Origin of the sequence: Salmonella sp. SAL00653 (assembly GCF_046552515.1) — a bacterium.
Lineage (GTDB): Bacteria > Pseudomonadota > Gammaproteobacteria > Enterobacterales > Enterobacteriaceae > Salmonella > Salmonella enterica.
In genome coordinates this window covers 79244-92456 of record NZ_JBGDTY010000009.1, presented here as the reverse complement: position 1 = coordinate 92456, position 13213 = coordinate 79244, and the positions used below count along the sequence as shown (strand labels likewise).

Genomic DNA, 13213 nt, shown 5'->3' with positions numbered 1-13213 from the left:
GTCTGCGGGCGAGTATAATTCCTCAAGTTAACTTGAGGTAAAGCGATTTATGGAAAAAAAATCTCCCCGTTTAAAAGCCTTACTGACGCCGGGGGAAGTTGCGAAACGTAGCGGTGTTGCTGTGTCCGCCCTGCACTTCTATGAAAGCAAAGGGCTAATTACCAGTATCCGTAATAGCGGTAACCAACGGCGATATAAGCGTGACGTGTTGCGTTATGTCGCGATTATCAAGATCGCCCAGCGTATCGGCATCCCGCTGGCAACTATCGGCGACGCGTTTGGTATCTTGCCGGAAGGGCATACGTTAAGCGCGAAAGAGTGGAAGCAGCTCTCATCGCAGTGGCGCGAAGAGTTAGACCGACGTATTCATACGCTGGTGGCGTTGCGCGATGAGCTGGACGGTTGTATCGGCTGCGGCTGTTTATCGCGTAGCGACTGTCCGCTGCGAAATCCAGGCGACAGGCTTGGCGAACACGGGACGGGTGCCCGGCTGCTTGAAGATGATTAACATGCACTCGGCCATCGGGCTGAGTTCACCTAAAACTAAAGCGCCGCTAAGGGCGCTTTAGTTTGTTTCCGGTCTTTGTCTTTCGCTCTATCCCGCTGATTACAGGAGGGTTTCCCCCGACGTCAACACCCCTCATATCGAGCACGTGGTGGAGGTTCCGGTTTGTGTTGATACTGTAAGTGTAAGCGACGACGCCCTGTTCGCCAGCGAAATGCTGATTTTTTAGCCGAAATTTTTACGGCAACTGCCATAATTTTCTATAGTTAGTTGGCATACCTTACAGGAGACAGCCATGCTGACGGTGCACCATTTAAATCAGTCTCGTTCGCAGCGCATCCTGTGGGCGCTGGAAGAGCTGGCGTTGCCTTACCAGATTGTGCGTTACCAGCGTGAAAAGACCATGCTGGCGCCGCCGGCATTGAAAAAAGTGCATCCGCTGGGCAAGTCTCCGGTTATCGAAGATCACGGTATGGTTATTGCGGAATCGGGCGCCATCCTGGAATATTTGCAGGACACTTACGACAGTATCGGACGCTTTAAACCTGCGGATGCGCAGGGGAAACAACACTATCGCTTCTGGCTACATTACGCTGAAGGTTCGCTCATGCCCTTGCTATTGATGAGACTGCTCTTTACCTCTCTGGGTAAACCGCCGGTACCATTGGGCCTGCGAACGTTGGGCGGCGTTATCGGTAAGGGCGCGCAAAAAGCGTACCTCAATCCGCAACTGGAAACCCATGCGCGCTTTATTGACGGGCATCTGGCAAATCACCCCTGGTTTGCCGGAGAGCAGTTAAGTATGGCGGATATCCAGATGAGCTTCCCGCTATTTGCGCTGCTTGCCCGAGGCGGAATCGCTCATCTCGACCATATCAACGCATGGAAAGCGCGGGTAGAAATGCGTCCAGCCTGGCAGCGAGCGATTCAGCAGGGCGGTCCGTTTACCATTCCCGGCGGATAATGGCGTTTTTGTGAGCAGATTGCGCAACGTATTTGCTAACAGCGATGCGAAAAATTGTTGCTGGATTGCGCAGGGACGATAACGTTTGCGCATCGTCTGGCGATTTATTGAGCATACTAAGCAGAAAAGCATAAAAAGCGGCAAAGTTCAGTTGAAAAAGCGTTTATGATCGCTGGATAATCGTTTGCTTTTTTTTGCCACCCGTTTTGTATACGTGGAGCTAAACGTTTGCTTTTTTGCGGCGCCCCGGTTGTCGTAAATGTAGCACAAGGAGATAACGTTGCGCTGTTAGTGGATTACCTCCCACGTATACCGACGAATAATAAATTCTCAGGGGATGTTTTCTATGTCTACGCCTTCAGCGCGTACCGGCGGTTCACTCGACGCCTGGTTTAAAATTTCACAACGCGGGAGCACCGTTCGCCAGGAAGTCGTTGCTGGCTTAACCACGTTTCTCGCGATGGTTTACTCCGTCATCGTGGTGCCAGGGATGCTGGGTAAAGCCGGGTTCCCGCCTGCCGCCGTCTTTGTAGCTACCTGCCTGGTCGCAGGCGTCGGCTCTATTGTTATGGGGCTATGGGCGAATCTGCCGCTGGCTATCGGTTGTGCTATCTCGTTGACGGCGTTTACCGCGTTTAGCCTGGTCCTGGGGCAGCATATTAGCGTCCCGGTCGCGCTTGGCGCCGTATTCCTGATGGGCGTACTGTTTACCGTTATCTCCGCCACCGGCATTCGTAGCTGGATTTTGCGTAACTTGCCGCAGGGCGTGGCCCACGGAACCGGTATCGGTATTGGCCTGTTTTTGTTGCTGATTGCCGCCAACGGCGTCGGCCTGGTCATTAAAAACCCGCTGGATGGCCTGCCGGTCGCGCTGGGCGATTTCGATACCTTCCCGGTGATTATGTCGCTTGTGGGTCTGGCTGTTATTCTCGGTCTGGAAAAACTGAAAGTCCCCGGCGGCATTCTGTTGACCATTATTGGCATTTCTATTGTGGGTTTGCTCTTCGATCCTAACGTCCATTTTTCCGGCATTTTCGCCATGCCTTCGTTGAGCGATGAAAACGGCAACTCACTGATCGGCAGCCTGGATATTATGGGCGCGTTAAACCCTGTCGTTCTGCCAAGCGTGCTGGCGCTGGTGATGACGGCGGTGTTTGATGCGACCGTCACGATCCGTGCGGTCGCAGGGCAGGCTAATCTGCTGGACAAAGACGGACAAATTATCGATGGCGGCAAAGCGCTAACCACCGACTCACTGAGTAGCGTTTTCTCCGGCCTGGTCGGGGCGGCGCCAGCCGCGGTGTATATCGAGTCTGCGGCCGGTACGGCGGCGGGCGGTAAAACGGGCCTGACGGCGATTACCGTGGGCGTGCTGTTTTTGCTGATCCTGTTTCTTTCGCCGCTCTCTTATCTCGTTCCCGTCTACGCAACTGCCCCGGCGCTCATGTATGTCGGTCTGCTGATGCTGAGTAACGTGGCGAAAATCGATTTTGCTGATTTCGTCGATGCGATGGCGGGGCTGGTAACGGCCGTATTTATTGTACTGACCTGTAACATCGTCACCGGGATTATGATCGGCTTTGCCACGCTGGTCGTCGGGCGTCTGGTTTCCGGTGAATGGAGTAAGCTGAATATCGGAACTGTCGTCATTGCGGTCGCGCTGGTCGCTTTTTATGCCGGCGGCTGGGCTATCTAGTTCTGCCTTCATTCTGAAAAACGGGCGGCGTTGGTCGCCCGTTTTCATTTTCAGGACACATCACGTTACCTTTTGCGTTAATCTGAAGAAGGTGAAACCGAGGCATGATGCCTCTCTCCATCATAAAAAACATCGCAAACAGGGAACGCATGGAAATTTTCTTCACAATACTCATCATGACCCTTGTGGTCTCGCTGTCGGGGGTATTTACGCGTGTATTACCCTTCCAGCTTCCTTTACCCCTTATGCAGATCGCCATTGGCGCGCTGTTGGCGTGGCCGACGTTTGGTTTGCATGTGGAATTCGACCCGGAACTCTTCCTGGTGCTGTTTATTCCGCCGCTGCTGTTTGCGGATGGCTGGAAAACGCCGACCCGTGAATTTCTTGAGCATGGACGAGAGATTTTCGGGCTGGCGCTGGCGCTGGTCCTGGTAACGGTTGTGGGAATCGGCTTCCTAATTTATTGGCTGGTGCCCGGCATTCCGCTGATCCCCGCCTTTGCGCTGGCCGCCGTGCTGTCGCCGACCGATGCGGTAGCGCTCTCCGGAATTGTGGGCGAGGGGCGTATCCCGAAAAAAATCATGGGCATTCTGCAGGGAGAGGCGTTAATGAACGACGCCTCCGGTCTGGTATCGCTGAAATTCGCCGTCGCGGTGGCGATGGGGACGATGGTCTTTACCGTCGGCGGCGCGACGCTGGAATTTTTTAAGGTCGCTATCGGCGGTATTCTGGCGGGTTTTGTAGTCAGTTGGCTGTATGGCCGCTCGCTGCGTTTTTTGAGCCGCTGGGGCGGCGATGAACCCGCGACGCAAATTGTCCTGCTGTTTCTGCTGCCCTTCGCGTCTTACCTGATTGCCGAACATATTGGCGTCTCAGGCATCCTGGCCGCGGTTGCCGCCGGGATGACCATCACCCGTTCTGGCGTAATGCGCCGCGCGCCGCTGGCAATGCGTTTGCGTGCGAACAGTACCTGGGCGATGCTGGAATTTGTCTTTAACGGTATGGTCTTTCTGCTGTTGGGACTGCAATTGCCGGGTATTCTGGAATCTTCGCTGGCGGCGGCGGAAGCTGACCCGAATGTCGAAACCTGGATGCTCTTTACCGATATCGTGCTGATTTATGCGGCATTGATGCTGGTTCGCTTCGGCTGGCTGTGGACCATGAAAAAGTTCAGCCTGCGCTTTTTGAAGAAGAAACCGATGGAGTTCGCCAGCTGGACGTCGCGTGAAATTCTGATTGCTTCCTTCGCTGGCGTTCGTGGGGCGATCACCCTGGCTGGTGTGCTCTCTATACCGTTACTTTTGCCGGATGGCAGCGGATTTCCGGCGCGTTATGAACTGGTATTCCTGGCGGCTGGCGTCATTCTGTTCTCGTTGTTTGTCGGCGTGATCATGCTGCCGCTGCTGTTGCAACATCTGGAAGTCGCCGATCATGCGCAACAGTTGAAAGAGGAGCGTATCGCCCGCGCGGCGACGGCGGAAGTGGCGATTGTCGCCATTCAGAAAATGGAAGAGCGTCTGGCGGCGGATACCGAAGAAAACATCGATAATCAGTTGCTTACTGAAGTAAGCTCGCGTGTCATTGGTAACTTGCGTCGCCGTGCCGATGGGCGAAACGATGTCGAAAGCTCCATACAGGAAGAAAACCTGGAGCGACGTTTCCGTCTGGCGGCGCTGCGTTCCGAGCGCGCCGAGTTGTATCATCTGCGCGCCACGCGAGAAATCAGCAATGAAACATTGCAAAAGCTGCTGCACGACCTGGATTTGATGGAAGCGCTACTGATAGAAAATCAGTAGTCCTTGTGGCCCGGTGGCGCCATGCTTATCGGGCCTACAAGTAGGCCGGATAAGGTGCTTGCGCCGCCATCCGGCAAGGGTTTTAACCTATGGCTTACGGTTGTTTCAGCCAAAACCCTTCGCAACAGGTTAACCATGCCCGGGCGCTGTGCGACAGATACACGCCCTCGCGCCAAATCATGCCCAACTGCCAGCGGAGATCGCTTTCCAGCGGCAGCCAGCGCAGCGTGGCCTTATCCAGACGCTGACAAATTGGCTCCGGCAAAATGGCGATACCGACGCCCGCTTGCACCATGGCGGCGAGAAAATCCCATTGCCCGCTGCGCACGGCAATCCGTGGTTTTACGTCATGCTGGCTAAATAAGGTCATCAACTGGCGGCTCAGGGCAAAGTCTTCGTTATAGATAAGAAGAGGATGCTCCGCCAGAGCTTCAGGCGCGATGGAGTCGCAGGTTGTCCACTGACCGGAACGGGGAACCAGCACGCACAGCGGATGACTGAACAGCGATAACGTCGTCAGCCCGCTCGCTTCTTCCACCGGGAGCGCGGTCATCGCAACATCCAGCTCGCCATTCATTACCGCCTGCTGTACCGTCAGGCCGCCAAACTCCGAAATTTTGAGTTCAACGCCAGGGTAGCGTTGTCGAAACAAACTGATTGGCCCGGCCATCAACATGCCGACCATCGGGGGAATACCCAGCCGCAGCACGCCCTTATTGAGATGGTTAATATCGCTCAACTCGGCCTCTAACTGGCGAAACTCAGCGAGGATCGCCAGACCGCGTTCAAACACCACGCGTCCGGTATCGGTCAGCAATAACTTACGTCCGTCGCGGATCAGTAGCGTACAGTTAAGCTCATCTTCAAGATTTTTCAGCATCTTGCTAATGGTGGGCTGGGTGACAAATAACTTCTCCGCTGCGCGGGTGAAACTTTGCTGGCGCACCACCTCGACAAAATAACGCAGCGTTCTGATATCCATGATTATTCCTTCCGACTATGCCTGCAATGATTTTAATTCATTTCTGCCCGTGACGGAGGTTCTCTATACTGGCGCTCCGTATTATTTTTCAGGACATTCCCTCATGGCTGTGGCGATAAGCCGCGTTACGCCTGCCGTTGTGCAACGACTCCAGGTACCGGTTCAGGTACTGCTCTATGCAGGTTTATTCATTTTTTCCCAATATCTTGTCTCCTGGCTGCACCTGCCGTTGCCCGCGAATCTGGTCGGCATGGTACTTATGTTGGCGCTGATCGTTTGCCGGATTATTCCGCTTAGCTGGGTACGCGCAGGCGCACGCTGGCTGCTGGCGGAGATGCTGTTATTCTTTGTTCCCGCCGTCGTGGCGGTAGTGAACTATGCCCATCTGTTACTGGTGGACGGCTGGCGCATTTTCTCGGTGATAGCGATCAGTACCTTAATGGTACTCGGCGCGACGGCGTGGGTGGTGGATAAAGTGTATCGCTATGAGATGAGCAGGCTAAACCGTGAATAACGTTCAGTTAAGCGTACTGTGCCTGGTGATTACGCTGGGAATTTACTTCGCCAATAAGCGCCTGTATCGCCGTTTTCGCAAACTGCCGTTGATGCCATTAGTGTTGACGCCGGCACTGCTGGTGTTAATGCTGGTGTTCGGTCATATCTCCTGGCAAAACTATATTGGCGAATCGCACTGGCTATTGTGGCTGCTCGGCCCGGCGACCATTGCCTTTGCGGTGCCGGTGTACGATAACCTCGCGATTATCAAACGTCACTGGATGTCGCTCACCGCGGGCGTAGTGACGGCGACGGTGGTGGCGGTCACCAGTTCCGTTTGGCTGGCGCGTCTGTTCACGTTATCGGATGAGATTCAGCGTAGTCTGGCGGTACGTTCCGTTACCACTCCATTTGCGCTGGCGGCGGCAGAACCCCTGGGCGGGCAGCCAGATCTGGTGGCGCTGTTCGTGGTCGTCACTGGCGTGTTTGGCATGGCGGTCGGCGACGCGCTATTTTTGCGTCTCTCTATCCGGGAAGGCATGGCAAAAGGAGCAGGATTCGGCGCGGCGTCACATGGGGCGGGCACGGCGCGTTCCTATGAACTTGGTCAGCAGGAGGGCGTCGTCGCCAGTCTGGTAATGATGCTGTCCGGCGTGGTGATGGTACTGGCTGCCCCGCTGGTGGCGAGGGTGATGTTCTGATTTTCCTCCGACCCACGGGGCCGGAGGAAACGGTAAGATTAATGCGCACGCCCTTGTTGTACGCCGAATCCCGTTTGGGAGCGGATAAACTGAGCGCGGAACTGCTCACGTTCACGGTTGCCTTCTGCCGAGTTATCGGTGGCCGAGAAAAACCAGATCCCCAGGAACGCCACGCTGATAGAGAACAGCGCCGGATACTCATACGGGAAGATCGCTTTTTCGTGGCCGAGGATCTGCACCCAAATGGTAGGGCCAAGAATCATCAGCACCACCGCTGTCAGTAAACCTAACCAGCCGCCCAGCATAGCGCCGCGCGTGGTCAGTTTTGACCAGTACATGGAAAGCAGAATGATGGGGAAGTTGCAGCTCGCGGCGATAGCAAACGCCAGGCCCACCATAAAGGCGATGTTCTGATTTTCAAACAGGACGCCGAGGATAATGGCGATCACGCCCAGCACCAGGACGGTGATTTTCGACACCTTCAGCTCTTCACGTTCGGTTGCGCCTTTGCGGAACACGTTGGCGTACAAGTCATGCGACACCGCCGATGCGCCCGCCAGCGTCAGACCGGCGACCACTGCCAGAATGGTGGCAAACGCCACTGCCGAAATAAAGCCGAGGAACAGGTTGCCGCCTACCGCGTTGGCCAGATGCACCGCCGCCATGTTATTGCCGCCAATCAGCGCGCCCGCCGCATCTTTATAGGCGGGATTCGCCCCCACCAGCATGATAGCGCCGAAACCGATAATAAAGGTCAGAATGTAGAAATAGCCCATAAAACCGGTGGCATAGAACACGCTCTTGCGCGCTTCGCGAGCATCGCTGACCGTAAAGAAACGCATCAGAATATGCGGCAAGCCGGCGGTGCCGAACATCAGTCCCAGACCCAACGACAACGCCGAAATCGGATCTTGCACCAACCCTCCTGGGCTCATAATAGCCGTGCCTTTCGGGTGTACCGCCATGGCTTCGGTAAACAGATTATTGAAGCTAAAGCCGACGTGTTTCATCACCATAAAGGCCATAAAACTGGCGCCAAACAGCAACAGGACGGCTTTGATAATTTGCACCCACGTTGTCGCCAGCATCCCGCCGAACAGCACGTACATCATCATCAGCACGCCGACCAGCACCACGGCGATGTGATAGTTGAGGCCGAACAGCAGTTCAATCAGTTTACCGGCGCCGACCATTTGGGCGATGAGATAAAGCGCCACCACTACCAGGGAGCCACAGGCCGAAAGAATACGGATTGGCCCCTGTTTCAGGCGATAAGAGGCAACGTCAGCAAAAGTATAACGTCCCAGATTACGCAGGCGCTCGGCAATCAAAAACAGGATGATTGGCCAGCCGACAAGGAAGCCCAGCGAATAGATCAGCCCGTCATAACCGGAGGTAAACACCAGCGCGGAAATGCCGAGAAATGACGCGGCGGACATATAGTCGCCGGCAATCGCCAGGCCGTTCTGGAACCCGGTGATATTGCCGCCTGCGGTGTAGTAGTCGCTACGGGAACGTACGCGTTTAGAGGCCCAGTAGGTAATACCGAGCGTAAACACGACGAAAATCAAAAACATGATAATCGCCTGCCAGTTGGTGGGCTGGTGTTCAACCGCGCCGCTAATGGCATCCGCCGCATGAGCGGCGAAGGGGAGTGCGGCGGCAAGCGCCGTCAGAACTCTCTTCATAATGCTTTCACCTCATGCAGTACGGCGTTATTAAGACGATCGAATTCGCCATTCGCCCGCCAGATATAAATTCCGGTCAACACAAAAGAAATCACAATCACCCCGACGCCAATGGGAATTCCTCGGGTGACGCTGGTTCCCGCATGTAGAGGCGTGCCCAGCCAGCCAGGCGCGAAGGCGATCAGTAAAATAAAGCTGATATAAACCGCCAGCATGATAACCGACAGAATCGTGGCAAACCGTTGCCGTTTTTCAACTAATTCCCTGAAACGCGCACTGTCTTCTATCCGCTGATAAATTTGGTCATTCATCACAGAGCTCTCCAGAGGTCCCCCTGCGTCTTTCGCGCTACAGGCGCGTTGGCCGCACTCGCGCGCCCCAGCCACATAGTGAACTATGCTGCTGAGGGTGTGCTCGCTTGCCGCCTTCCTGTAACACGAAATCCTTTGGGGGAGGGTTTTTTATATTTCCCTCTCCCGGTTTGAGAGAGGGCAGGGGTAGGGTCGTAGGCCGGATAAAACGCGTTCGCGTTGCCATCCGGCATTTATGGTTATGACGGCATCGCGATGGCCTGCTTCTCTTCGAGCAGTTTCTCCACCACGCCAGGATCGGCGAGAGTCGAGGTATCGCCCAGATTGCTGGTATCGCCCGCCGCGATTTTGCGCAAAATGCGGCGCATAATTTTGCCGGAACGGGTTTTTGGCAGTGAGTCGGTCCAGTGCAGCACGTCCGGCGTCGCCAGTGGGCCAATCTCTTTACGTACCCAGTTGCGCACCTCCGCGTACAGTTCTGGCGACGGCTCCTCGCCGTGGTTGAGCGTCACATAAGCGTAAATCGCCTGGCCTTTGATAGCGTGTGGAATACCCACCACCGCCGCTTCGGCGATCTTCGGATGCGCCACCAGCGCCGATTCGATTTCCGCCGTACCCAGACGGTGGCCGGAGACGTTTAACACGTCATCCACGCGACCGGTGATCCAGTAATAGCCGTCTTCATCGCGACGAGCGCCGTCGCCGCTGAAATACATATTCTTAAAGGTAGAGAAATAGGTCTGCTCAAAACGTTCATGATCGCCGAACAGAGTGCGCGCCTGGCCCGGCCAGGAATCGGTGATGACCAGATTGCCTTCCGTCGCGCCTTCTTGCGGATGGCCTTCGTTATCCACCAGCGCAGGCTGTACGCCAAAGAAAGGACGGGTGGCGGAACCGGCTTTCAGTTCGATAGCGCCTGGTAGCGGCGTGATCATAAAACCGCCTGTTTCAGTCTGCCACCAGGTGTCGACGACCGGACATTTTTCCTTGCCGATCTTCTTCCAGTACCATTCCCACGCTTCGGGATTGATCGGCTCGCCGACGGAACCCAGAATGCGCAGTGAAGAACGGTCGGTGCCTTCAATGGCTTTATCGCCTTCCGCCATCAGCGCGCGGATAGCCGTCGGGGCGGTATAAAGAATGTTGACCTGGTGTTTGTCGACCACCTGGCACATGCGAGCGGGCGTTGGCCAATTCGGCACGCCTTCAAACATTAAGGTGGTCGCGCCGCAGGCCAGCGGGCCATACAACAGATAGCTGTGCCCCGTCACCCAACCCACATCGGCGGTACACCAGTAAATATCGCCAGGGTGATAATCAAAGACATACTTAAAGGTGGTCGCGGCGTAGACCAGATAGCCGCCGGTGGTGTGCAGCACGCCTTTCGGCTTGCCGGTGGAGCCGGAGGTATAAAGGATAAACAGCGGATCTTCGGCATTCATCGCTTCAGGCTGGTGCTCAGGGCTGGCTTTTTCAATCAAATCGCGCCACCACAGGTCGCGGCCTTCTTGCCAGTCAATGTCGCTGCCGGTGCGCTTCAGGACGATCACATGCTCAACGCTAGTGACATTCGGGTTTTTCAGCGCGTCATCGACATTCTTTTTCAGCGGGATACTGCGTCCGGCACGTACACCTTCGTCAGCGGTGATCACCAGCCGCGAGCTGGAGTCGATAATGCGTCCGGCGACGGCTTCCGGCGAGAAGCCCCCGAAGATCACCGAATGCACCGCACCGATGCGGGCGCAGGCCAACATTGCCACCGCCGCTTCCGGCACCATCGGCATATAAATCGCTACCACATCGCCTTTTTTAATGCCCAGATCCAGCAGCGTATTCGCGAAACGGCAGACATCGCGATGCAGTTCGCGATAAGAGATATGTTTACTCTGCGACGCGTCATCGCCTTCCCAGATAATGGCGGTGCGATCGCCATTTTCCTGCAAATGGCGGTCAAGACAGTTCGCCGCCAGATTCAGCGTGCCGTCCTCGTACCATTTAATCGACACATTGCCTGGCGCAAAGGAGGTGTTTTTCACTTTTTGGTACGGCGTGATCCAATCGAGAATTTTTCCCTGTTCGCCCCAAAACGTATCGGGGTCGTTAATAGACTGTTTATATTTAGTCTCATACTGCTCTGGATTTATCAGGCAACGATCCGCAATGTTGGCGGGAATGGCGTGTTTATGTGTTTGGCTCATGCTGTTGTTCTCCTTGTGGGATGTTAATAATATGTCGCATAAACGTTAAATGTAGGGTCTTAATAAGTTTTGTTTAGTATTTGGGCGACAGATCACGCAAAAAGGGAACTGTGCAAATAAGCAGCAATCTATTTTTTGATTGTGTCCCGCAAAATTAGATAAATTTTCGGGATAACATGACGTTATATGAAATTTTTTAAAAAAGTGATCCGTGTCCGGAAATCAGAAAAGAGAGGGAGTTTTGTCCAGGTTACTAACTCTAAAGTGGTATTTTGCATACACTTACAATTGATTAAAGACAACATTTTAAGTGTGGTTATTTGTTACACATAGAGGAGATCAATGTAATAACAGTATTTGTGCGGTTGCTGTTATGGAAAACGATAAAAAATCGCCATTAAAGATAATGGCGCAATCTGGATGAGAGCTCTATGGCAAGGAAAACACTACGCGCACGCCGTTTCTTCAGCCTTATATTTCCTTTTTTCTTCATTACCTCTGTTTACGCTGAGCAAACGCCTGTATCCGCAAAAACCGTTACTGTGGAAGCGAAAAATGAAACGTTCGCGCCTCAACACCCCGACCAATATCAGTCATGGAAAGCGACGTCAGAACAGTCTGCCCGTGAAGATGCGCTGGCGGAAGACCCTCGTCTGGTGATCCTGTGGGCGGGCTATCCCTTCTCCCGTGACTACAACAAACCACGCGGCCACGCGTATGCGGTAACTGACGTGCGCGAAACGCTGCGTACCGGCGCGCCAAAAACGGCGGAAGACGGCCCGTTGCCGATGGCCTGCTGGAGCTGTAAAAGCCCTGATGTCGCGCGCCTTATCCAACAAGAAGGCGAAGACGGCTACTTCCATGGCAAATGGGCGCGCGGCGGCCCGGAAATTGTCAACGATTTGGGCTGTGCCGACTGTCATAACACCGCGTCGGACGATTTCGCCCAGGGGAAGCCAGCGTTAACGTTGTCGCGCCCCTATGCTGAACGGGCGATGGAGGCTATCGGCAAACCGTTTGAGAAAGCCGGTCGCTTTGATCAGCAATCGATGGTCTGCGGTCAGTGCCACGTGGAGTACTACTTTGACGGTAAAAACAAAGCCGTTAAATTTCCGTGGGACGAAGGCATGAAGGTCGAAAATATGGAGCAATACTACGACGCCATCGCCTTCTCTGACTGGACTAACTCGCTGTCGAAAACCCCGATGCTCAAAGCGCAGCACCCGGAATATGAAACCTGGAGCGCGGGCATTCACGGTAAGAACAACGTGACCTGTATCGACTGTCACATGCCGAAAGTACAGAACGCCGAAGGCAAGCTCTACACCGACCATAAAATCGGCAACCCGTTCGACAATTTCGCGCAAACCTGCGCCAACTGCCACACCCAGGACAAAGCGTCCCTGCAAAAAGTGGTCGCCGAGCGTAAACAGGCGATTCATGACCTGAAAATCAAGGTTGAAGATCAGCTGGTACATGCGCACTTCGAAGCGAAAGCCGCATGGGATGCGGGGGCGACAGACGCGGAAATGAAACCGATTCTGAACGATATTCGCCACGCGCAGTGGCGTTGGGATCTGGCGATTGCGTCACACGGTATTCATATGCATGCCCCGGAAGAAGGTCTACGGATGTTAGGCAGTGCGATGGATAAAGCCGCGGATGCCCGTACTAAACTGGCGCGACTGCTGGCGACCAAAGGCATTACCCATGAAATTCCGCTGCCGGATATTTCGACGAAAGAGAAGGCGCAGAAAGCGATTGGTTTGAATATGCAACAAATCAACGCGGAGAAGCAGGACTTCCTGAAAACGGTCGTACCGCAGTGGGAAGATCAGGCGCGTAAAAACGGTCTGTTAAGCCAATAACCCCATTCC

11 protein-coding genes are annotated in these 13213 nt (G+C 54.5%); 7 read left to right on the top strand and 4 right to left on the bottom strand.

Translation table 11 applies throughout. The features are described from left to right. Positions 1-49: 49 nt before the first annotated feature. The 4 genes from soxR (at position 50) to ACLJRU_RS12315 (ending at position 4961) form a co-directional block, all read left to right on the top strand. Positions 50-508, top strand: coding sequence for a redox-sensitive transcriptional activator SoxR (gene soxR, locus ACLJRU_RS12330; protein WP_000412686.1), 459 nt, complete (start codon positions 50-52; stop codon positions 506-508). Between the two features lie 292 nt (positions 509-800). Next, positions 801-1469 carry a glutathione S-transferase family protein gene (locus tag ACLJRU_RS12325; RefSeq protein ID WP_000958575.1) on the top strand — a complete coding sequence of 223 codons (669 nt, stop codon included), beginning with the start codon at positions 801-803 and terminating at the stop codon, positions 1467-1469. A gap of 346 nt (positions 1470-1815) precedes the next feature. Continuing rightward, positions 1816-3165 (top strand): guanine/hypoxanthine transporter GhxP, encoded by a 1350-nt coding sequence (gene ghxP, locus ACLJRU_RS12320; RefSeq protein ID WP_011264454.1) that lies wholly within the window; start codon positions 1816-1818, stop codon positions 3163-3165. Positions 3166-3314: 149 nt separating this feature from the next. After that, on the top strand, positions 3315-4961 hold the full coding sequence (locus ACLJRU_RS12315) for a Na+/H+ antiporter (RefSeq protein WP_000402189.1): 1647 nt from the start codon (positions 3315-3317) through the stop codon (positions 4959-4961). Positions 4962-5055: 94 nt separating this feature from the next. Here the strand turns inward: ACLJRU_RS12315 and ACLJRU_RS12310 are convergent, their stop codons facing one another. Further along, positions 5056-5943, bottom strand: a complete 888-nt coding sequence (locus ACLJRU_RS12310; protein WP_000354962.1) for a LysR family transcriptional regulator — start codon at positions 5941-5943, stop codon at positions 5056-5058. Between the two features lie 103 nt (positions 5944-6046). Between ACLJRU_RS12310 and ACLJRU_RS12305 the strand changes: the two genes are divergently transcribed. Together ACLJRU_RS12305 and ACLJRU_RS12300 are read left to right on the top strand one after the other, a co-directional pair. Beyond that, positions 6047-6457 (top strand): CidA/LrgA family protein, encoded by a 411-nt coding sequence (locus ACLJRU_RS12305; RefSeq protein ID WP_000257347.1) that lies wholly within the window; start codon positions 6047-6049, stop codon positions 6455-6457. After that, a complete protein-coding gene (locus ACLJRU_RS12300) occupies positions 6450-7139 on the top strand; it encodes an LrgB family protein (protein WP_001067096.1) in 690 nt (229 codons plus the stop codon). Before ACLJRU_RS12305 ends, ACLJRU_RS12300 begins: the two co-directional genes overlap by 8 nt. A 38-nt stretch (positions 7140-7177) precedes the next feature. Here the strand turns inward: ACLJRU_RS12300 and actP are convergent, their stop codons facing one another. The 3 genes from actP to acs form a co-directional block, all read right to left on the bottom strand. Continuing rightward, positions 7178-8827 carry a cation/acetate symporter ActP gene (gene actP / locus ACLJRU_RS12295; protein ID WP_001541314.1) on the bottom strand — a complete coding sequence of 550 codons (1650 nt, stop codon included), beginning with the start codon at positions 8825-8827 and terminating at the stop codon, positions 7178-7180. Next, the gene (locus ACLJRU_RS12290) at positions 8824-9138 is read right to left on the bottom strand and encodes a DUF485 domain-containing protein (protein ID WP_000999620.1); all 315 of its coding nucleotides are present in this window, start codon (positions 9136-9138) and stop codon (positions 8824-8826) included. The genes actP and ACLJRU_RS12290 overlap by 4 nt, the downstream gene beginning before the upstream one ends. Positions 9139-9377: 239 nt before the next feature. Further along, positions 9378-11336 (bottom strand): acetate--CoA ligase, encoded by a 1959-nt coding sequence (gene acs, locus ACLJRU_RS12285; RefSeq protein ID WP_000083877.1) that lies wholly within the window; start codon positions 11334-11336, stop codon positions 9378-9380. Positions 11337-11767: 431 nt separating this feature from the next. Between acs and nrfA the strand changes: the two genes are divergently transcribed. Beyond that, positions 11768-13204, top strand: a complete 1437-nt coding sequence (gene nrfA, locus ACLJRU_RS12280) for an ammonia-forming nitrite reductase cytochrome c552 subunit (RefSeq protein ID WP_001541317.1) — start codon at positions 11768-11770, stop codon at positions 13202-13204. Positions 13205-13213 lie beyond the last annotated feature (9 nt).

Excerpts from the sequence above, each read along its gene's own strand:
- ACLJRU_RS12310 (WP_000354962.1), bottom strand. The coding sequence starts at position 5,943 with ATGGATATCAGAACGCTGCGTTATTTTGTCGAGGTGGTGCGCCAGCAA.
- ACLJRU_RS12290 (WP_000999620.1), bottom strand. The coding sequence starts at position 9,138 with ATGAATGACCAAATTTATCAGCGGATAGAAGACAGTGCGCGTTTCAGG.
- ACLJRU_RS12315 (WP_000402189.1), top strand. The coding sequence starts at position 3,315 with ATGGAAATTTTCTTCACAATACTCATCATGACCCTTGTGGTCTCGCTG.
- ACLJRU_RS12325 (WP_000958575.1), top strand. The coding sequence starts at position 801 with ATGCTGACGGTGCACCATTTAAATCAGTCTCGTTCGCAGCGCATCCTG.
- actP (WP_001541314.1), bottom strand. The coding sequence starts at position 8,827 with ATGAAGAGAGTTCTGACGGCGCTTGCCGCCGCACTCCCCTTCGCCGCT.
- ACLJRU_RS12305 (WP_000257347.1), top strand. The coding sequence starts at position 6,047 with ATGGCTGTGGCGATAAGCCGCGTTACGCCTGCCGTTGTGCAACGACTC.
- nrfA (WP_001541317.1), top strand. The coding sequence starts at position 11,768 with ATGGCAAGGAAAACACTACGCGCACGCCGTTTCTTCAGCCTTATATTT.
- acs (WP_000083877.1), bottom strand. The coding sequence starts at position 11,336 with ATGAGCCAAACACATAAACACGCCATTCCCGCCAACATTGCGGATCGT.
- soxR (WP_000412686.1), top strand. The coding sequence starts at position 50 with ATGGAAAAAAAATCTCCCCGTTTAAAAGCCTTACTGACGCCGGGGGAA.
- ghxP (WP_011264454.1), top strand. The coding sequence starts at position 1,816 with ATGTCTACGCCTTCAGCGCGTACCGGCGGTTCACTCGACGCCTGGTTT.